The organism is Nitrospira sp. CR1.1 (assembly GCA_014055465.1).
GTDB lineage: Bacteria > Nitrospirota > Nitrospiria > Nitrospirales > Nitrospiraceae > Nitrospira_A.
The window spans coordinates 32,949-53,221 of sequence record WIAF01000013.1 but is presented as its reverse complement, the minus strand read 5'-3'; the positions used below and the strand labels follow the sequence as shown (position 1 = coordinate 53,221).

Annotated in this window: 13 protein-coding genes; 8 read left to right on the top strand and 5 right to left on the bottom strand. The window is 54.5% G+C overall.

Going from position 1 to position 20,273, the window contains the following annotated elements; genetic code table 11:
• Nucleotides 1–38: 38 nt before the first annotated feature.
• Nucleotides 39–2,714 (bottom strand): CHAT domain-containing protein, encoded by a 2,676-nt coding sequence (locus GDA65_18125; GenBank protein ID MBA5864603.1) that lies wholly within the window; start codon nucleotides 2,712–2,714, stop codon nucleotides 39–41.
• A gap of 155 nt (nucleotides 2,715–2,869) precedes the next feature.
• On the opposite strand from GDA65_18125, the gene GDA65_18120 reads away from it, so the two are divergent.
• On the top strand, nucleotides 2,870–3,814 hold the full coding sequence (locus GDA65_18120; protein MBA5864602.1) for a DUF4384 domain-containing protein: 945 nt from the start codon (nucleotides 2,870–2,872) through the stop codon (nucleotides 3,812–3,814).
• A gap of 56 nt (nucleotides 3,815–3,870) precedes the next feature.
• Here GDA65_18120 and GDA65_18115 read toward each other — a convergent pair whose 3' ends face one another.
• Nucleotides 3,871–4,848, bottom strand: coding sequence for an FHA domain-containing protein (locus GDA65_18115; protein MBA5864601.1), 978 nt, complete (start codon nucleotides 4,846–4,848; stop codon nucleotides 3,871–3,873).
• Nucleotides 4,849–4,927: 79 nt separating this feature from the next.
• Nucleotides 4,928–5,716 (bottom strand): Stp1/IreP family PP2C-type Ser/Thr phosphatase, encoded by a 789-nt coding sequence (locus GDA65_18110; protein MBA5864600.1) that lies wholly within the window; start codon nucleotides 5,714–5,716, stop codon nucleotides 4,928–4,930.
• A 285-nt stretch (nucleotides 5,717–6,001) separates the two neighbouring features.
• Between GDA65_18110 and GDA65_18105 the strand changes: the two genes are divergently transcribed.
• Together GDA65_18105 and GDA65_18100 are read left to right on the top strand one after the other, a co-directional pair.
• Nucleotides 6,002–7,015 (top strand): hypothetical protein, encoded by a 1,014-nt coding sequence (locus GDA65_18105; protein ID MBA5864599.1) that lies wholly within the window; start codon nucleotides 6,002–6,004, stop codon nucleotides 7,013–7,015.
• Between the two features lie 82 nt (nucleotides 7,016–7,097).
• Nucleotides 7,098–7,763 (top strand): hypothetical protein, encoded by a 666-nt coding sequence (locus GDA65_18100; GenBank protein ID MBA5864598.1) that lies wholly within the window; start codon nucleotides 7,098–7,100, stop codon nucleotides 7,761–7,763.
• A gap of 7 nt (nucleotides 7,764–7,770) precedes the next feature.
• Here the strand turns inward: GDA65_18100 and GDA65_18095 are convergent, their stop codons facing one another.
• Both GDA65_18095 and GDA65_18090 read right to left on the bottom strand, forming a co-directional pair.
• Nucleotides 7,771–10,896 (bottom strand): tetratricopeptide repeat protein, encoded by a 3,126-nt coding sequence (locus GDA65_18095; protein MBA5864597.1) that lies wholly within the window; start codon nucleotides 10,894–10,896, stop codon nucleotides 7,771–7,773.
• Nucleotides 10,897–10,959: 63 nt separating this feature from the next.
• Nucleotides 10,960–12,627 carry a tetratricopeptide repeat protein gene (locus tag GDA65_18090; GenBank protein ID MBA5864596.1) on the bottom strand — a complete coding sequence of 556 codons (1,668 nt, stop codon included), beginning with the start codon at nucleotides 12,625–12,627 and terminating at the stop codon, nucleotides 10,960–10,962.
• A 160-nt stretch (nucleotides 12,628–12,787) separates the two neighbouring features.
• On the opposite strand from GDA65_18090, the gene GDA65_18085 reads away from it, so the two are divergent.
• From GDA65_18085 to tssJ, 5 genes are all read left to right on the top strand, one after another.
• Nucleotides 12,788–15,928: a hypothetical protein gene (locus GDA65_18085; GenBank protein MBA5864595.1), complete on the top strand. Its 3,141-nt coding sequence runs from the start codon at nucleotides 12,788–12,790 to the stop codon at nucleotides 15,926–15,928.
• Nucleotides 15,929–15,994: 66 nt separating this feature from the next.
• Complete coding sequence (locus GDA65_18080; GenBank protein MBA5864594.1) at nucleotides 15,995–16,450, top strand: hypothetical protein; 456 nt, start codon at nucleotides 15,995–15,997, stop codon at nucleotides 16,448–16,450.
• A gap of 785 nt (nucleotides 16,451–17,235) precedes the next feature.
• Entirely contained in the window at nucleotides 17,236–18,546 is a 1,311-nt protein-coding gene (locus tag GDA65_18075; GenBank protein ID MBA5864593.1) for a hypothetical protein, read from the top strand.
• Between the two features lie 8 nt (nucleotides 18,547–18,554).
• On the top strand, nucleotides 18,555–19,808 hold the full coding sequence (gene tagH, locus GDA65_18070) for a type VI secretion system-associated FHA domain protein TagH (protein ID MBA5864592.1): 1,254 nt from the start codon (nucleotides 18,555–18,557) through the stop codon (nucleotides 19,806–19,808).
• Entirely contained in the window at nucleotides 19,780–20,271 is a 492-nt protein-coding gene (gene tssJ, locus GDA65_18065) for a type VI secretion system lipoprotein TssJ (GenBank protein ID MBA5864591.1), read from the top strand. The genes tagH and tssJ overlap by 29 nt, the downstream gene beginning before the upstream one ends.
• Nucleotides 20,272–20,273: the final 2 nt, after the last annotated feature.

Sequence of the window (20,273 nt, the reverse complement as noted above, 5' to 3'; positions counted from 1 at the left end):
AGGACGTAGATGCAGGAGGTCTGGTCGTGCAGTCGAGCTTACAACCAATTGTTAATCAACAAGAAAGGCGCCCACAAGCCGGGATGGGCTCGCTCGGGGTTTTTCAGCAGCGTGAGCTGAGCCTGTTGCAACGCCATCGCTTTGGATGTGGCTGGGTCCTGGAGATTCTTGTAGAACTCGGTGATGAGTTCGGCCGTGGCTTCGTCATCGATAAACCAGAGGGTCGCAAGGGCGCTTTTCGCGCCGGCCTTGATCGCCATTCCTGCCAAACCTAAGGCCGCGCGATCGTCCCCGGCGGCTGTTTCGCAGGCGCTCAGTGTCAACAATTCGAGAGGCACCGTGCGCATCTCGAACAATCCCACGAGATGGCTCAGGCGATCCATCGTGATGCGGTCGTCAAACGTGAGTACAAAACTCTTGGTGACATCACTTTCAACCTTGCCGTGGGAGGCAATGTGGATCATGTTGTATGGCTGTTCATTAAGGTCACGTTCGACCTTCCCGGCGCGAAACTCTTCATTCAGCACCTGTTTCCCACCGTAAATCGCCTGAACCGCCTTTAATTCATTGCCGACATAGGGCAAGGCCGAAAAGCCCTGCACCGCCTCGGTCAGCCCCATGGAGAACAAGCGGATCTGCTTCCGGTTGAGCGGTCGCGGATCCGTGAGTGTCAATCCCGGCGTGGTCGCCACCGCATAGCGCTCAATCAAAAACTTCGTGCCGTCATGCAAGGGCCCCATCGGAATCGTCCGTAGCGGTCCGTCCGGTACAAAAACCAGGGTGGTGATGTGCGCATTGGTCAGGTCTGCCTCCATGGGGCGAATCAACCACTGATAGAGCTTCTGGGCATGGGGACGATAGGCGTTGTTGGAACGATCTTCGAGGCCGAGTCTGAAGGCGCGTATTTCTTCCGTCAGCTGCTCGCCGGTCACCGGCACAATGAACTGTTTCAGTCCGGCCGGCATGCTCACGAGCAGCTCCATGCGGTCTGCCAGGATAATGGGATAGACGATAGCCGTGGACTTGGATTCCTGGGCGACCGCCGTGCTCGTCGATCGGGCGGTCGCGACACACTCATCTCTGAAATAGTCTTGCAGCTCCGCCGCCTTGTAGAGTTCAACCGTGTCCTGCGCCTGTCCGAGGAGACGCTGGCGGGCCGCTAGGTCTGGTGTTGAGGCTGCGCGTTGCAGTAACAGATCTGACAGCTCAAAGAACAGATTGCCGGTCGTCTCGCGAAAGGAAAACCGGCGGTTGTGGCCTCCCACCGTAAACTCCGACCTGATGGGTTGCAAGGTTTCAATCGCTCGCTGATAGGCAGCCATCGCCTCGTTGATCTGGCCTTTGGACCGCAGCAGACGTGCAGTCTGCCAGTGCCACCGGTATTGGGACTCCGGAGAGCTGACCTGTTGAGCGGCGAGCAGGGCTCGTCGGGTCAGGTCCAGCGCTTCATCCGTGCGATGCTGCGTTTCATACAAGTGACCCAGGTAGCCCCACCCGTAGGATTCGTTTCGTGCATCCCCGATCCTGGTCGCGACCTGGATCGCATTCCAGTAGGCGTCCGCCGCCTGGCGAAGTGTGGGTAGAGGGCTAGGCTTTTTGGGAGGGGGTTGTGTATCAGGTGGAGGTGTGGTCGCACCCGGCCCCTGCGTCGGAGGTGTCCCCGGCTGTAGTTCAACACCCCGTGAACTCTTGGCCGCAAGAAGCGTCCGTTGCACGACATTTCTCGAAGAGACGTCGCCGATGCGGGGCTGGACGATTTCTTCATAGGCGTCCCCAAGGCTGAGCCAGGCATTGGCCTTGTCGAACGAATCCGACATCGAGGCGATTTCCTGCGCGGCGAGGTCTAAGCGCGCCTTGGCTGTGTCGAGCGACCCCTCTTGGATTGTGGCTCGGCCGGCATTGATCAGGGCGATGGTGGTCAGCGATGGTTGACGAGAGGCTTTGGCCAGGATAGACGATTCGGTGTAGGCAGCCACCGCAGAAGAGTATCGTCCGTCGGCCGTGAGAATGTTGCCCTGATCGTTCAGCATGGTCGCGGCAAGGGCCGAATTGTCGAGTGCTCTGGCCGAGGCGAGACCCTCTTCGATTGCACGTAACGCCTCTTTATTATCACCTAGCGCAAAGAGGACAGAGCCCAGCCGCCCCTGCACAATGGCTTTAAGGAGGGGATCTCCAATTCGATCCACTTGTTTTCCCGAATCAACCAAGATCGATCCCGCTTCCTTATAGTGCCCGGTTTGATAGAGCGCTTGCGAGAGATTCACTTGCGCCTTGATTTGCTCTCGTGTTTTGCCCTCCCGTTCATAACGAAGGCCGGCCTCGGTCCAATATTGCATCGCTTGGGTGAAGGCCCCTTGCTGATAGGCGGATTGCCCTTGTTCCATCAGCGTCTCAGGAGAGCTGGTCTCTTGTGCGAGCGCGTCTGGTGCCCAGTCCTGACCGGCAACGACGATGCAGACAAAGAAGACCGCAAGAAGCGTCAGAGTTTTCATGTCGGGGATCACGTAAGATGCCGGGCCGTGAGAGGGCGTCGGCAGGGGTTTGTTGTGAATGGTTGGAGGGGCAAGCACCGTGGCCATGACGCACCTCCTTCTTTCCCGGCTGATCGACGGCATCGCGCGTAGGTGCTCCCTATTGCAGGATGCCATAGGAAGAGCAACACTTGGATGCCCGATATGATTGTATCGGGAAGCCAGGACTGCTGCAATGGACATTGCCGATGAATAAGAGGAAACTCCGGCCGCTATACGTGTATTTCTCGTGAGGCATTCCTCGACAAGGGGGGCACAATTGTCTATATTTTCTGAACTCCCTTGGCGGCGTGAGAACCATAACCTTCATTGCTGATTGACAGGGTAACGGGTGACCTATGAATAAGCTGCATCCATGGTCCTCTGCACCGCTTGCGCTCTGCGTAGTCTTGTCGATTTTCGATTCCCCAATCGTCCTTGCGGGCACAAAGGCAGCGAGTCACGAGCTGGAGACTGTTCGTGGCGAGGGCTGTTATTCCTACGGCGATAACGAAACACCGGCTCAGGCCAAAAGGGCCGCAATGACCATTGCGCAGGAGCAAGCCGTTCGCAGTCATCGTGTGTTGGTGGAATCCACTTCCACCGTGAGGAAGTTGAAGCTTGAAGACGACCTGATTCAAACGGTGAGCGCCGGAATGTTGGAACAGATCAGGGTGGAAAAAGAAGAAAAGAAGGGGCAGGAAATTTGTATTACGGTGAGCGCCAAACTGAGCCCGGTTTCATTCGAGGATTTGATCAAGCAACGAGCAAACGCCAAACAGGTTGCGCAAGAGGCGCAAACTCCGTTGATGCCGCAATCGCAAGGGTTTGGGTTGAGGGTGTGGGTCGATAAGGCCGATGGCCATTACATCGAGGGGGATCGTCTGATCGTGTACGTGCAGTCTGATCGCGATGCCTATCTCAAACTTGACTATTTCATGGCTGATGGTTGTGTGGTGCATTTGGCGCCGAATGTGTATCGCGGCCAGGCGCTGATTCATGGTGGGCGGACCTATTCGTTCGGGGGTGATGCAGATCCGGAACATATCCTCATCACGCACCCGTTTGGCGCTGAAACCATTAAGGCGATGTTGAGTGCGGTGCCGATCGAGGAGGGCGGTGATAGTGCCGGACGTGGGTGCGACGAAAGCCGAGACTACCTCCAACGCCTGGAGTCCGACATCAGGAAGGGGCGTCGAGGCGCGAAGTTAACCGGGGTGGATCGTTCCGTGCCGCTACTCACAACGAGCAAGACAGTCGATACCTACAGCAAGCAACGGAGAGGAGTTCCATTGGATAAGTAGTTGGACTCTCCCGCAACAGGGGCAAGGCACGATGCTCACAGGGCCGTGCGGGAACCCTAAGAAATGGTGGTCACGGCGTTGTCTTCAGATGCCTCGTCTGATGCGCTGGAAATAAACTGTAGGGTCAGGACATCTGATAAGCGAACGATAGTCCCTGCCGAGACGCTTGTTTCTTCTCCTTTGCAGATAGCCCTTCCATTCACCTCGGTCGGTTGAGTCGAAACTGAGCGCAGAATCAGTCCTTCCGGAGCCCGCCGTACTTCGAAATGCCACCGGCTGATGTGCTGCGCCCGAGTCGGATCTTTGTGGGTGAGCACAATATCATTCGCATGGGTGCCGTTCAGTTCGCGTAACCGGCCGAAGGTAATGATCGGCTGTGGCGGCAGAGGGATCTGTTCTCCTGTTTCCGCAATGAGCACGGCAACGGGAAAGCGGACGGGATCAGCCCAGGCGTATGCGAACAGGTCCATCGGCTCGTTTACCCCGGCGAGTTTTACCGGGCCAATAGACCGGCAGCGAAGCCGCCGTTGGACAGTCAGTTCGAGAAATGCCTGTTTCGTGATGCGAATCTCGCCTGGTTGCGCGGTAGCGGCGAGTTTCGCGCAGAGGTTGACCGGGTCGCCCGTGACGATGACCCCATCCGTCAAGACGGTGCCACAGTGGATGCCGATTCTCGTTGTCATCTGATGCTCAGGGGGAATATGAGAATTCTCCTGCAGTCGCAGGGACTGGAAACGTTCCAACACTTCTATCGCCGCCTCGACGCGGGGGAAGCAGAGAAACACGCCATCGCCGACTGTATCCACAATGCGGCCGGATGATCCATCCAGGCTCTTGACGATGAGGTCGACATGGCGCTGCTGGAGTCTGCGCCCCGCCTCATTTCCGAAGCGGGCAAAATACGCCGTCGAGCCGGTCACGTCGCTGAAGGCAAGCGCGAGAGTCCTTTCAAAACGCCGGGCAAGCAACTCCGACAGTTGATTTTGAAGCCGAATGATTTCGGTTAAATTGAGGGATTCGAAATCAAATGTCATAATGTTACGCTGCGATGCGCCGGCATCTTCGCTGTCGGGTAGTGTGTCTTATCGGGAGCAAGATGTTGGTTCCAGGTTGTTAGGAGAAGCGTACAACAACAGCTGTTGCATTGTCCTTTCCTCCCTCTGCATTGGCTTCTGAGACCAGCCTATTGCATGCCTCATGTGGTGAATGACTGGCGTGGTTCAAATGGCCGCTGATTTGCTGATCGCTCAACATTTTTGTAATGCCGTCGGTGCAGAGCAGCAGGATATCCCCTGGTTGGACCGCCTGACTGGCTATATCAGGGTCTGTCTGCCCCTCTACGCCCAATGCACGCACAAGAATATGACGCTGAGGATGAGAAGGAACTTCCTCCGGTGAAATGTGACCGCGTGCAAGGAGATCCTCGACCAACGAATGATCGCGGGTCAAAAGTCGAAGCTCCTGATCGCGGTACAGATACGCCCGACTATCTCCGACATGGCCGATCACGAGTTGTAATGGGGATAAGGATGACACCACCACCGCGACGATGGTGGTGCCCATGCCGGACAAGGCCGGTTCTTCACGCGCTTTCCCTCGAATGGCCTCGTCGGCCCGTTGAATCGCTTTACGCAATTGAACTGATGTCTCACCATCGTTTCCATTGACGATAGCTGGTCGGCCGCTTTCTTGGTGCTGCTGGAAGTGATCGATAAGCGCCTTGACGGTCAGCCTGCTGGCGACGTCGCCGCCGGCTCGCCCCCCCATGCCGTCGGCCACCACCCATACGCCTAGGTCATTGTCCACGACGAACGCGTCTTGATTGGACGAGCGGAGTAAGCCGACATCACTCAGCCCTGCACCGTGCCATGGAAGATGAGCGTTCTCTGAATGAGGAATCATTTAGTTCAAGTAAGGCTGGGAAACTATCCGTTCGGATCCTTGCGCCTGCCTGTTGGGACGATTTGGCCGGCAGCAAGAACAATGCTCATAAGCTACCGCAAGTAGGTTCGTTTCTCAATGAGGACTTGCCAGGGAGGGCCGAGAAATACGTGTAATTATTTCTTCGGAGGAATTGAGGAATAGTGGTTGAATTTTTTGAGTGTGAGGCGTACCAGTAGCTTCATTGCCGCAGGGGAGCCATCATAGGGCTGATGTCACCAGCCGCTATCCGGCAGGGAGGCCAAGATGCAACGGATCACAAGAGCTTCGCCACTCTTTTCGTTCATGTTGTGGCCAATACTTCTGACAGGTCTTAGTGTGGGCTGTGCGGAGACGCCACCGGTTTCCAATGTCATGCCACCGCGTGATGCGACGAGAATTTATGTGGCCAATGAGAGCTCGAATACGGTGTCGGTTATTGACGGCGACACCTTCAAGCCGGTGGGGGAGATCGAAACCCTCAATCATGCCACCCACGATCTGGCCTTGACCCGTGATGGTCGAAAGTTGTTTGCAACGAATCTTGCTTCAGGCGCCGTCTCGGTCATCGACACTCCCACCTTACAGACTGTTGCCTCGATATATACGGGAAAGCGAAGTCATGTGGTCGCCATCACCAACGATGGCAAACATGCCTGGGTTGCGAACATTGCGGATGGAACTGTTTCCATCGTTGAAACAGTCGGATACCGGGTCCTCGGCGTTATTCCCATTCCACAGGCAATGGGCATCACGTTTTCCCAGGATGGGCAATTCGCGTATGTCAGCAGTATGAACAAAACCGTCTCAGTTGTGGATGTGGCGGCCCATCAGGTTATCGAGACAATTCCGGTCGGCACGAACCCGCATTTTCTCGTGCTCGCTCCGAACGGGTATATCTGGGGCACGAATACGGGGCAGAACGATGTGTTTGTGATTGATCCGAAAGAGAATAAGGTTGTGGGGACGTTGGACGTCGGTCAGGCTCCACAGCAAATCACCTTCGGTTACAAAGGCACGACTGGTCCATTGGCCTATATATCCGTCGGAGGACTCAACAAAGTCGTGACCACATTGGCAGACCCTAAAAATCTCAAGATTCGAGATCAGATTGATGTCGGAGAGGAACCCAATGGGATTTGGTCGAATCCTCTGGGCTCGCTTGTCTACGTCGCACATTCGAAATCAAACGATCTCCGGGTGATCGATACGGCGACAAGTCAGGTCATCGCGACCGTGCCGTTAGGTCGGAAACCGATTCGCGTCGTGGTCTCTCGATAGAATCAGAATGGAGGCAATCAGCAAGAGCCAGCGCTGATCATGGATTTGACCAACATTCGAACCGCTCTTGGAGAACAGCATTATGCGCAATGTCTCATCTAGGCCAGATGCTCGGTTGGTTCGCGTTCTTGCAGTCGTTGGTCTCGCAATCATGGTGCCCTTGGGAGCGATGCTTCTCATGGACGAAGACGCGTCGGCTCAGTCACAAGCGGCTGGAATGGCGCAAAACGCCGTCGGGTCGCTTCTCATTGTGAGAAAAGATGGAATTCAAGAGGCCCTGCGCGGTAAGGGGGCGGTGCCCCTCTATGAGTTCGATGTGCTGAAGACAGAGCCGGGCAACCAGGCAGAGATTCTCGTGGACGGCGCGATACAAGTCTATTTGAACGAAGGGACGGAGGTGATGGTGCTCTCTCGATGGGAGAAGCATCGTCCCCTGATCAGAATTCTACGAGTCAAGAAAGGCGAGTTACTCGTCAGGATCGCAGAAGGGCCCAAGCCATTGGAAGTCGAAACGCCGGTAGCTAGTGCGCGAGTGAAACAAACCGAATTCGACATCAAGGTGCAGGAGGATGGCGAGACGACGTTGCGAGTGCTGGAAGGAGTGGTCGAGTTCGGAACCGCTTTCGGCACCTGTCCCATCCGCACGGGCACCATCAGTTACGGTGTTCGAGGTAAAAAATGCACCAAACCGAAGGAGGAGGAGTACGCCGCAGCCCTGGACTGGGCAAAGGATCTCGTGAAGAAATAGGATTATCCTACAAGTGGCCCTCGCCTACCAAGAAAAACGCAGCCCAGGCGAAGGGATGGGCAAAGTAGACATGCTTCGGATTCGAGTTTGCTTCGGCCATGACAGCCAACATCCCTCGACGAAGAGCTTGCGCCGGGGTATGTGAAGTATTCCCGCCATAGTATTTAAACGTCTCTGTCATGAGAAACTGCGTGGCTCGATCGTCGACGCTCCATTGAGAAACCAACAGGGCCTTCGCCCCGGCAAAGAAAAACGCTCGTGCCAAACCTGTCAGGTTATCTCCGCTACCGTCACCCCCTGCAGTATTACAGGCTGAGAGAATGACCCAATTCGTCCGTGCAAGGTTCAAATGAAGAATGTCGTCCAGCGAAAGCAGACCATCATCTTCGTCTGTGGGGAAGGGCGGAGGGGTCAACACCAATGCCGGCTGTTTCAAGCCCAGAAGTTCGCCAGAGAGAAGCCCATGAGTAGCAAACGACAGCACATTAGCAGAGCCGAGGCGGCCGGATCGATTGAGTTGAGTGACTTGGGTTTCCGTAGCTTGCTCAGAGAGGAAAACATGCCCTTCCGGTGGCACGTTCATGGCGGCAGCAACGGCAAGCAATTCTTCGCGGGTACCGGGTAGTCGATTCAGCAACTCGAGCTCGCTGCGGAGCACTCGCGCGCCTCGATGCTTCGGCAAAGCTCCACCTCGAGAAATTCCGGTTCCTTGGAGTACTGGATCGCCGAATCCGATAAATTGTTCCCGACGACCATTCTTAAGACTGGTGCTTTCTCTCAGTAGTTTTAGTGCTGAGGCGGAAGGAATGACGGTGAGGGTGTAGGCAGATCCGAGCCACGGAAGATCTTTATAGCGGACCAGATCTTTGACAGGCACGATTCCCCCTGTCCGAGCAAAGTCTGCTAGTCCGTTGGGCCATCGGTTTGTTTGGTCATGTAGCAATGCAGCGAGTGGGAGGGGCATAAGCACTGAATCAGGAATGAGGACGAGATGCTCAATTTTATCAAGCTGGGAGGAGACGGGCTCAATAAGTAGCCGATAGAGTTCGCGTGAGGCATCAATGGCAAATGGTGGAAGGCCTGCCACATCGGGAGACGACGTGAATGCAGGTGTCAGACTTGTTCTGACTTGATTGACCAAATCCGCCAATTTAGACCGGGGGATGAAATTCTCCCGGTAGAGCGGGGGCTGCCCTGATCGTACCAGCCAGATACAGATACGGTCGGAAAGTGTTAGCCAGCTGATGAGCGCTTCATTTGGGGTAAGCAGCGATTGTGTGCCAGATATTGTTGCGGGCTTTGGCAAGGCAAATTCGGCGTAACGAGGAGATTCATGTTCTAGATCTTTCTCATCTGACAAGATTGTCGCCTGAACAGTCTCAAGTTCCCTCTGCACATTGGCTAGGTCGGTTTCGTTCCGCTGTTCAACGGATTGTGAGTATAGCTCGGTCAGCTTGCCCCACACTGCCTGCCGCTGACGTCTCAAATTATCAAGCTTGAGCACCAGCTGATGCGTGTCTCCTTCAAGAGACTGTCTTGCCATGGCTCTCGCTATGGCGGATTGAATCATCCAGCCGCGGGCTTGCTCGGCTACGAGGAAGCTGTCGGCCATAGCAGTTGGCGGAGTTGTATCCAGTGAAGGCTTGTTCGCCACGGTGGCTAAGAGTAATTCATAGTCATACAAGCCTTTTAACTGTTGTGCCCATACCCGAGTCTGGGAGGCCTCCTCTAAATTCTGGTTTGCAGAAATATGCATGAGGGTGCTACGGCGCGCGCGTTCATAGTGCTCACGTGCTGCCTTGAGTTTGCCTTGCGCATGAAGACCCCGAGCTAGATCGAATAAGCTGGCTGCCACATCAGGATGAGTCGAACCTAGCAGCGACTCCCTGATTCGACTGGCACGTTCAAAGTAATCCGTTGCTTCTTTCAGGGCACCACGCTGAACATCCAGATAGCCAAGGGCCGTTAAGGTTTCGGTGGAGAAGATATGCCCATGTCCCAGTGCATGGTCTTGGATCGCGAGCGCTTCTTGAAACAAGGACTTGGCTTCGTCCGGCTTATTCACTTGAGCTGCCAGCTGTCCCAGGGCATTCAATGTCACGGCGACGAACGGATGCTGCGGGCCTACAGTGGCTTTCTGGATGCGAAGTGCTCGCTCAAAGGACCGCTTCGCCTCTGCAAAGTTTCCCAGTGCTCGATGCACTGAACCGATTTCGTTCAAATCGCCGGCGATTTCAGCGTGAGTGGCGCCAAGAGATTCTTCATTGATTCGCAAAGCGCGTTGGAACAGGGGCAGTGCTGCTTGATAATTCCCCGTCACTGCCTCGAGCTGGCCCATTCGGGATAACGTTCGCGCGACATGGGGATGTGAGGGACCGAGAATTCGCTCCCGAATCGAGAGCGAACGTTCGAGGGGAACACGAGCCTCCGCGAATTCGCCCTGGCGACGCAAAATGTTGCCGTAATAGTTGAGCCCCATGGCAAGTTCAAGCGAATGGTCATGTTCCAGAGGATTCAGAATGGAAAGGGCCCTTTCCATCAGTGAGCGGGAATGCTGGAGGTCACCATGTTGACTTACAACAATCGAAAGATGAACGAGGCTCACCGCGACTTGTGGTGCAGTGGGCCCGAGGGACGTTTCTCTGATGTGGACCGCTTGGTCAAGCATCGGCCGGGCTTGGGCGAATTGGCCTGCAGCGTATAGCGTACGGGAAAGGTTGGTCAGGCTTTCTGCGATGGCGAGAGGATCCGAAGGGAACGCTTCTTGGCGAATTTTGAGGGCGCGATCAAGTAAAGGACGAGCAGCTTTATAGTCAGATTCTTGGAGGACAATTCCTAGGGTATTTAGACTCTCCGCAATGAGCAGATCCTTGGGGACGAGAGCCGCCTCTCGAAGCGTTAGGGCCTCTTTCGCAAGAGGCAGCGCGTCCGCAAATCTACCGGAGTGGTGGAGCGTGAGCGCTTGCCGGTTCAGCTCATCGGCACGCGCGAGCGACTCTGCTTCGGCAGGCGGAGAATTGGATACAGGAGATCCGTGGGCGGCGCCCCATGCTGGATAAATCGAAAAAGCCGCTGAGCCCACGAGGACCGTGGCGATAGCGGAAGCGTGAACCGATCGGAGCTTGAACCACATGGTTCGATCCGTCCGTTATTCGAACAACCTCTTTGTCGATAGAATGGGTTGGAGCCTAATACATTAATAAACCCAGGTTACTAAGCCGGTCGCCACATTCTTTGAGTAATCATAAATGGCAACATTCGACACGGCGGTGGTATGGGAGAATTGGGCCGTGATCAGCCAGTGTTCGCTCAATGCTTTGGTCAGCTGGATCAAATGGTCGTATTGCGTGTCCTTGCGTTTGGATAGAGCGGCGTCTTTGTCCAGAAACAGCGTCTGAGGATTTTGATAGTCCCGGAAATGCAGGCTAAAAGTATAACCTGCATGCATATCCCAGGGAAGGCGCACTTGGAGTCCGGCCTCCAATCGATGGCCATTGTAGGAGAAGGCGGTCCCTTCTGTGCGTTCAATATCATATTCGTATCCGACGCGCAGGATGGTCCGATCACTTGCGAAACGGAACGAATGAAACAGGCCGACCATCGTGTTATAGCCGTCGCGTTGCTCGGAAGGAAATCGTGGATCGAATTCGCCAAAGAAGTTCTTCTTCTGGTATCGGCCCAGCGTGGTGGTCATATGACCGACACTGCCTAACAAAGGCACAGTTGTGTTCGGTTCCACAATCGTCGCGGATAGGGTCGGGCTGTGCCGGGATAGAAATCCGTTAAAATCGAGAAACACATAGTCGTAGGTATAATCCAATCCCAATTGGAAGGGCATGTCAGCCAGCGTCGTTCGATAGTAACTATGGAGTCCGGGTTGATGACTCTGAATGTTGAACCGATCCAAATTCCCGGCATAGTTGGAGGTCTGCAGAAACGAATAGCTCACAGAACTCTCAAAGCCTTCGTGACGGAGGAAAGAATATTCTGCATTCACCGTCGCGATGGCGCCCGGGGAATTGGTTCGGCGCTCCCTGAACTGGTCAACCAATGATCTCACCGCCGGGTTACAGCGGTCGCAACGGTCCGGATTGATGGCCACGTTGTCATCATAGTAGCCGCCCACGCTGATGCTGGCGCGGAGGCGCTTTTCTTCTCGTTGAACCCCCTGCCGAGCGGCCAGACTTTCACTGAGCCTGATCGCTGTCTGCGTCAACGGATCAACTGCCCGGCTACGTTGTAGATCCTGGAAGGCGGCCGTAGCTTCCTGTGTCATTCCCGATACGCCTAAGGCGAGTCCTCGATAGAAGGTTGCCAGGCGTTGGAGATTGGGATCGGTGACAGTGCCCTGGTCAAAGGCTTCAACCGCCGGCTTGTACTCTTTCCTTCTATAGCGGGTTAATCCGACATAATAACTAAGATTATCCATATTCGGTTCCTGCTGATAGACCTGCTCAAAGAGAGGGGCGGCTTCGTCATAGCGATTCGCTGCGAGATAAGCCACGCCGAGTTGATACTGGACATTCACATCGGTTGGCTGCAGTTGCCTGGCTGCCTCAAGCGGCTCGATTGCGTCATCCGGGTGCTGAAGAGCCAATTGGGTCAATCCCAGATAGTAGAGTCCACGCGCATTGTGCGGATCATGGGTGCGGGCACGGGTCAAGAGATTCAGCGCTTCATCATATCGCTTCGCCTCGTACGCGAGGACTGCCTGTGCCACTAAGACGTTCCCTTCTGAGGGCTGCGCAAGAGCAGGATGGAGAAACAATACGTGTACTCCCATAACCGTAATGAACAGGAGCAGTCCCGAAATACACGCATTTATTCTTTTCTTCTGGTGAGCCACTTGACCTTGTAAAGCCATTACTGTAGCCTCCTTCCGCCATCTGTAGGGAACGTTGCTACGTACTATACCGTGGTGATTTCACTGGCAGCCGTTGCCCTTGTATAGAAGTCACCTAGGCCTGTCAAGCAGAGATTCGTGCTGTGAATGCGAGTCAATTTCTCACGCGAGGAGGACGATCATGCCGGCATCTCCCTTCTTCCGTTTACTTGTGGTGACCCTGACAGCACTGCAATTCGCGGGGCCTGGATTTATCTGGGCCATGGAGCAACGGGGGGTGGAGGTGCGGCGCCACAACCAGGCAGTCGTGTCAGGTATTCGCGGAAGCGATCTCACGGTATCGGCAGGGGAGACGGCCAGACCAGTGCGGTTCAGTGAACAGATTCTATTTGGCGAACAGGTGCGAACGGCCCGTGACAGTTCTGCTGAGGTTTTGATCAACAATCACGCTGTTGTGACCCTGTTGAGCGAGTCCGATGTCATGTTAGAAGAGCGAGAGGGCCATACCGTCGTGCATCTCACGAAAGGGAGCGTCTTGGTGTCAGCCGCAGCCAGTGCCTTACGGGATGGGCAGACGGTGATCGTGGAAACGCCCGGTGCGCAGCTCGCGACCCGGGGCGGTCTTCTCAAAGCCACGGTCGGCACGGAGCCTCAGCAAACCGAACGGAAGCAGGAGCCAGAGGGACGGGCACTGCTGGTCTCGTATACTCCGGTCTACCCAGTGCAGACGGAGGCGATCCTTAACGAACGTTTTGAAGTTTATGAAGGGCCGGCGACGATTGGAACTCGGGCCGTAGGCGCAACGCCATTCGTTGTCGAGTCCGGCCAGTCGGTACAGGTGACCGGCGGGACACTGGGAACGCCGAGTGGGATCGAGGGCGCCTTAGCCGGGACTGGACCGATGTTGCTTGCGGCAACGCACCATGCCGCGACCCCGCAGGCGGGACTCGATCTGGTCTCGGAGCGGCAAATGCAACAGGTTAGTGCCCTGCAGCAGGCTCTCTATGGGGACCCTGATACGACAGTCGAAGGCAAAGAAAGTCAAAGCGGCACGATTATCTCGACCCTGTTTGGAACCAACCCGACCCAAACAAGTAATTCATCGAATTCCAACAATCCCACGGCGAGTTTGTTCGGCACTGGGAACCCCTACACCGCCGCCCTACTCTCGGCGATCAATCGGGCAGGGACAGGGATTGGAGATGACGGCAATGATTCTAATACAAGTCTAAATGCAAGGGCGCTTACATCAGAAATCACGGTTCCAGGTGGATTCGGGCTAGTTTCAATCACGAAAGGAGCGGACGGAACTCGCAGTCAATTTAAGGGAACAGAGTTGGTCTTTATAGACAGTGGTGCACGGGAATTTGCGCCACATGGAGGCCTAGCTCCTTTAAGTAGTTTGGTATCTCGAGGGATTAGAGATAGATTGCAGTTTCAATTGCCGAAGGTGAGTACGTTTGTCCCGTCCGGGCTGACAGAGATTCAGCTCGACGCCGAACCAATCCGGATCGTCGATACCAAGTTGCTGACTTTTCAACCTTACGAAATTCGAATTCTGTCCTTAACTCCTGGTACGAGCACTGAATCACCTCAAGGAGTGTTTGAATTAACCAATATTGGTACGAATCAAAAAAGTATACTCCGAACAAATATTTTTGCTTCTTTACTTGATTTTGGAAGAGAACCCCAACGAATTGGCAGTGCGACCGCGTTTCTCGAGTTTGATGGTTTAGAATTGCGGTTTAGTTTAGATGGGAAAAATCAATCAATATCAATAGGACAGCGGCTCTCAGTCTCTAGCATCACCGCTAAGCCTATTGAGGTAAACGGAAATATTGGGGTCAATATTAGCCAAGACTATAGGGGATTCATTGATCCCCTGCTCAGTGATGGCTCACTTGGAAAACTACCGACCATCATTGCGCGCTCTCCGACTGACAATAGGCCAGTTGTCAATGATTCTCTCAGCACGAATTTCCCCGGCCCAGCTGAGGGCGCTATTTTGGGAGATTTCAGCTCCCGTTCGGACAGGAAAGTGTGTGCCAATTGTGACTCGTTTTCCACGGCTAATGGATTTTTTGAGCCTCGATCCCAGGGGATTGGGACTTCACCCTTCAGCTTCGTGGACGCGAGACTCACGGCGAGAAGTGATTCCGATCCCTTGTCTCCCGTTAAGCTATCAGGAGGTATAGTACTAGCTGATGCCACTGACGTTACGGTCACGAATGCCATCACGAGAGGCGCGTATCCTTATCATTTCGGTGACCCTGAACCTCTTCCGGCACCTAGTGGAACATTGAGTTATTTTGAGCATCAGAGCGCTAGGCCTGAATTGCAAGGTTCGGTGGCAGCTATCGTTGCTGTTGGAGAAAGACCAGCTTTTGTGGAAGTCGAAGATAGGATCGTCGCTGTTCTAAGCGGCAGCTCTATCAGACCAGACATTGTGAATAATGAAGAACTTAGGATATCACTGGTAAGTGTGCTGGACAGTCAGTTAAGAGGGCCGAACTCCTCGACCTCGTCGCTAGTTGGTGCCACTCAAATCGAGGATTTTTCCACAGGCACAGGTCGACTTGAAAGCGGACAATTGATTCCCAACCGGGCGAAGGGAGAAATCCCCCCGCTGCTGGAGGTCAATGACTCCACGGTTAAAGTTTCGTCTGCTGCCGTCGTCAGGGCTACGGAATCGGGAATTGGACGATTTGTGCTGGATCGTGCCTTGCTGGACGCCAGCTCTCCCATTCTGACGGTGACGAATAGTCAATTCACTGCCACCGGGCATCTGATCGATCTGGCAGGGACGGGGCCGAGCAAAGAATTGCTGCGGGCCAATCTCGTCCCGGGTGACGCTTTGGTCCGGCTGAACGGGAAGACCATGGATGTCGCGGGTAATTTCCTAAATCTGGCGAGGACAGGTGCGACCGTGAACGGCTACCTGTTCTCTTTGGCGAATGCCGGCACCTTAAACATCGGCGGTACGCTCTTGAGCCTTACTGGAAACTCTGTCTTTCGATTGAACAGTGATGCGTTCGGGATTTTCGATCAAACCGCCAACACGCTAAGGCTTACAAATACCTTGTGCGCGAGCGGGGAATGCGGGCTCCTGACCGACCATCTTAATGCGCCGTTCCAATCGTCCAATGGCAAAGCCATCCAAGTGGCAGGGAGCAAAACTAATATACAACTTCCGCAGGGGTTCACGCCATTTCGCGCACCTGCGGGGACGACTTCAACCGTGGTATTGGATGAACATGCGGCGCTCTTGCGGATCGAGCCCGGCTCCGAATTACGCATCAGTGTACCGGTTGCGAAAAAATAATTCGGAGATTGTTAGCGTATGAAGCAGGATGAATGCAAGGATGTAGGGACTGCACTCTGGAGGACCATGCGAATTGGTCTCTGCATCGTCCTTCTTGCGGCCATGACGATGTGGGCAAGTTCGCTGGCGTGGGCTGATTCTGCCTACGATCCAATTATTTCGCATCTCGACTTCCTTGGATATCAGAGTGACGTGGTTGAACAGGGTGTGCGGGCTCGACATTTCTCCAAGCTACACATCATCGTGTCATATCAAAAGGGCGGGATTCTGGTTCAGACAGCCTTTCCAGGAAAGAGCGCTGAGGAAGATGTGCCCAAGCGCCATGCAGTGGCGAACGGCGTCAATCTACGGACACAAGTGTCGCGAGCCGTATGGACGACGGAGGGGCATTTATTTATGAGTGCCTGGATGCCGGGGCTGTATGACAAAACGCGCTTTGCGCTATTTATGGAGGCATGGGAACGAGATAGCCAGGTCTTGCGAGACGTGGCATCCGATCTAAGACCCTATCTGAAAGAGTAGAGGTCAGATACGCGGGGTGTTTGGTGCGGATTGCTGATGTCTGGGCTGCCAAGCAGGCTAATCCGAATGAAACTGTCCAAGAACCGCATGGTGCAGTTCGTGCCCACATACTTCAAAGTTCCACTTCGGACAGTAGAGGGTATTGGAGGGCCAATCATAAAATCCTCGTAAGGTTTTCAGCGTGGGGATCCCGGTACCTGACTGTGAACCGAATATAACCGGCTGGCGTCCGCTCATCGCTTGCCATTCACGGTGAAGACTTTCCTCATCCAGAAACACAACCGTCAGGTTTTTGATTGTGTGCCGCTCCTGATAGTTTCCCGCCGGAGTAGCACAACCTTGCAGAAAGAAGACTCCGAGCAGGGCCAGCTGGAGGGGTCTGATTACAAGGTGTGACGCCATCGTGTTTTGGTGTCAAAGCAGAATCTATACCTATTCCCATTTGTTCTATCCGTACGAATTTCAAGCGTCAGGCGGCGATTTGTCCGCAATCGTCTGATGGGGCAGCGATTTGTCAGAGTGATCCGTACATTCCGGTTCTGGTCAGGCGAAAAATTGGTCCACCGGGACAAAGGGAAGCAAGGCCGTTGATGCACGTCACTTTCATAACAACGTCCTCCGTCACGACATCTCCGCAAGTAGATCGAGGAAGTGCGAAATACTTCCATTCCACTATCTATGTGCTTGATTTGTTTCGGTGAAAGGACTACCTTCCGATCCGTCACAGACGCACCCAGTCATCTGCACCGGTCGTGTGGGATTTTGTTCTGTAAGGTGAAAGCTCTATGCCTGATCCTGCGCCACAGATTCCCGAATCTGGAGCTGCTGTTCCTTGCCTTCGATGGGACATGGCCTGTGATCTCCTAGGAGGCGCTGACTGGTCGACGGTCCCCGAGCCGATTCATTCCTGCCCGCCTCTAGAAACCAAATTTTCATCAGGTCGACAGTTTCTCTTCCAAGACGATGCGAATCGGCTTCCACTTGAGTTTTTGTGGTTGAAGCTCAGCGGATTTGCCTGCCTCTGCCGTTCTGTAGCCGAATTCTATCAACAGCATCAACGTCCTCACTTGTCGCTGGCGCCCCACCATATCAGTGCGCTTGCAAGCGACTCTACGTTTACGTGGCTGCCGGCTCGATGGTCATTCGCGGTGAAGTTGGATGTGGCGGAAGGGGCTCGATCCTTGGTTCATGAAACCATGCCGAAGGAAATGGCTCGCGAAATTGTTGTTCCGTCTGGAGAGGTTGATGCCGTCTATGCTGCGCCTGCCATCAAGCAATGGCCGATGGGGCGTGAAGTCCCGGTCACCGTCCTGCTTCGTTCAGTTGAGCGAATTCCCTATGATGCGGATGAGCAAGCCTCACGCGGCCTCATACGAGCCCATGTGTTTTCCGATGCGGTGTCGTTCGCTGATTTTTCCGAACACGATGTATTTTGCCTAGCCCTGAGGCTGCCAGGAAGTGGAATGACACCGATTTCACTGTGGGCAAGAAAAGTAGAGGAGGCGGAACGGGGGGTGGTCGTCAGCGGTGTGACAGATGCAATTTCACAGGCCGCTTGGGCGCAATTGGAACGGGCCAAACAACAGGTGTTTTCGGACGTCCGGACAGAAATCTATCGTGCCTTCAATCATGCATGCGATTTCCATAGTTTGGGGATGTTGTTGTTTCGATGCCTCCTTGTGAATTCATCTCGTCCATTCGAGCACGTGCAACACGAGCTGAGTGCGGTGCTTGAGAGATTGGAGCCGCTCGTTCAGGGCCTGAACCCGGATGATCACTGGACGCTCTTCAAGCGCGTCAGCGGACGACTAGAAGAACAGCGAGGAATCTTTACTCCACCCTCCGTCTGTATGTCTGAATTCGTCTGGTACGACGCGTTGATCTGTGGATTGCGGCTGGTCTCATGCATCCCGGGCTTCAGCTTCTGTGACAATACGGGTGGGACAGATGAGAAATCTGTGCCCGAAGCGGTAGATGGCGCAGTACGGGCTGCGAAGCATTTGGCCGAACAGGCGAGGATAGATCTGTTTGAAGCCGCGACCCGTCATCGCGATCTCCTGCGAATCTGCGATCTCGTGTTGGCTGAGCGGATGTAGTTTGCTCGATGGCTATTCGATTGGAAATTCAGCCGCGCAAGGATCTTGGCGGTGGCCAAACAGGGGTGCATGTCTTTGATCAAGGGGAGGTGACCATCGGACGGGCCTGCTCGAACGATGTGGCGTTGCAGGATCCCCAGAGGATGGTGTCCTCGCGTCATGCCGAAATCCGGCGAAAGGATCATGCCTGCGTGCTGGTGGATGTCGGGAGTACCAACGGCACTTGTATGAACGAGCAGCAGTTGGTGCCGCAGCGTGAATATCCGTTGAAGGAAGGCGATCAGATTGTCATTGGTGATTTCACCATTCTCTTTTCTTTGCAGAAGCCGGAAGCCAATGGCACCGCGCATCGTGTGGTGGAGGAAGCTCACACGGCGACTCAGCGCGGAGATGCAGATGCGGTTGCGTATGAGTTGTGTCGGCGTTACGCGGAATTAAGTGGAGCCGCTCCGCTGGAGCGGGAAGCGGAATTGTCAGATATGCTGCGCCGGGCGTTGAGACGACAGAATGGACCAGACAGTAGATCTCTAATCGAAAGAATTTGTGCTGCGTTATCTCTACGCCTCGGTCAGCCCGCGAATGTGCCCCCCATGAAGGTGAGCTATGAACCACCAGCGCGTACGCCTCCAACTGTCAACGAGGCCGCGTATCGAGGGCTCCTGGCTATTGCGCAGAAGTATTGCCGGAGGGTTCCCTCGCCGATGAGCGCTGAATTTCTGAGTCAGTTCGCCGGGCGAATCGATCGAGTGCTCCACATCACCTTCGGCAATTTGGTCGAGTCCATGCGAGGTCGGCGTCAGTTTGCCCGTGAATTGGAGGTGGAGGCGACTCGTATCCTCAATTGGGCCCCTAATCAGATCAAGCAGTCAGAAAACGAACAACAGGTGGGGGCCTATCTCCTCGACGCTGGGTCCAATCCCAATGAGGTAGAAGCGGTTATGGAGGATCTCGAGCGAGTCTTCCGAGATTTAGCCCTTCATCAGGTCGGGTTGATCAAAGGGTTTGAAGAGAGTCTTCGGGCCGTGCTGAGAGAGTTCGATCCTGCGGTCATTGAAGCCGACCTCGCACTCGCTCCTGTGAAAATCGGGCCGCTGCGTCTTCCTCCGTCCTTTCGTCTCTTTAAAAAGTGGGGCGTCTGGAAGCAGTTCAAGCAGAAACATCGACGATTTACAGAGGAAGAGGTCAGGATCTTTGAACAAATATTGGCACCACATTTTGCGAAGGGGTATTTGGATGTACAGAAGACGAAACGCGATCTTTAACCTTTCTGTCTGCCTGCTCATGCTCCTCATGGGAGGGATCACAGTCGGCTGCGGAAGCGGGGTGAAAGATGTCCGCGTGACGCTCCTGCCGACCCACCGACTGAATCCAGATGAATCTGGCGCTCCCTTGTCCGTCGTCGTGCGCGTCTATCAACTGAAAAACAGAGAGCGTTTTGAGCGGGCTGATTTCCGAGCGCTTTGGAAGAATGATGAGAAAGTGCTGGAGGGCGATCTTCTCGAACGTCAGGAAGTCACGGTCTATCCTGAAACCAAGACCTCTGTCGAGTTGCAGGTGGATCAGAAAAAGGGCGTTCAGTTTTTGGGAATCATGGCGTTATTCCGCAAACCGGAAGGGGAGTTGTGGCGACAGATCACATCTTCAGACGTGTCCTCGTGGGTTCCGTTCAGGACTCCGAGAGTCAAATTCATCTTGGATGAACACAAGCTGACATTGAAGGACTAACC

Excerpts from the sequence above, each read along its gene's own strand:
- GDA65_18120 (MBA5864602.1), top strand. The coding sequence starts at position 2,870 with ATGAATAAGCTGCATCCATGGTCCTCTGCACCGCTTGCGCTCTGCGTA.
- GDA65_18085 (MBA5864595.1), top strand. The coding sequence starts at position 12,788 with ATGCCGGCATCTCCCTTCTTCCGTTTACTTGTGGTGACCCTGACAGCA.
- tssJ (MBA5864591.1), top strand. The coding sequence starts at position 19,780 with ATGTACAGAAGACGAAACGCGATCTTTAACCTTTCTGTCTGCCTGCTC.
- GDA65_18075 (MBA5864593.1), top strand. The coding sequence starts at position 17,236 with ATGCCTGATCCTGCGCCACAGATTCCCGAATCTGGAGCTGCTGTTCCT.
- GDA65_18095 (MBA5864597.1), bottom strand. The coding sequence starts at position 10,896 with ATGTGGTTCAAGCTCCGATCGGTTCACGCTTCCGCTATCGCCACGGTC.
- GDA65_18110 (MBA5864600.1), bottom strand. The coding sequence starts at position 5,716 with ATGATTCCTCATTCAGAGAACGCTCATCTTCCATGGCACGGTGCAGGG.
- tagH (MBA5864592.1), top strand. The coding sequence starts at position 18,555 with ATGGCTATTCGATTGGAAATTCAGCCGCGCAAGGATCTTGGCGGTGGC.
- GDA65_18125 (MBA5864603.1), bottom strand. The coding sequence starts at position 2,714 with ATGTCCATTGCAGCAGTCCTGGCTTCCCGATACAATCATATCGGGCAT.
- GDA65_18080 (MBA5864594.1), top strand. The coding sequence starts at position 15,995 with ATGCGAATTGGTCTCTGCATCGTCCTTCTTGCGGCCATGACGATGTGG.
- GDA65_18105 (MBA5864599.1), top strand. The coding sequence starts at position 6,002 with ATGCAACGGATCACAAGAGCTTCGCCACTCTTTTCGTTCATGTTGTGG.
- GDA65_18115 (MBA5864601.1), bottom strand. The coding sequence starts at position 4,848 with ATGACATTTGATTTCGAATCCCTCAATTTAACCGAAATCATTCGGCTT.
- GDA65_18090 (MBA5864596.1), bottom strand. The coding sequence starts at position 12,627 with ATGGCTTTACAAGGTCAAGTGGCTCACCAGAAGAAAAGAATAAATGCG.
- GDA65_18100 (MBA5864598.1), top strand. The coding sequence starts at position 7,098 with ATGCGCAATGTCTCATCTAGGCCAGATGCTCGGTTGGTTCGCGTTCTT.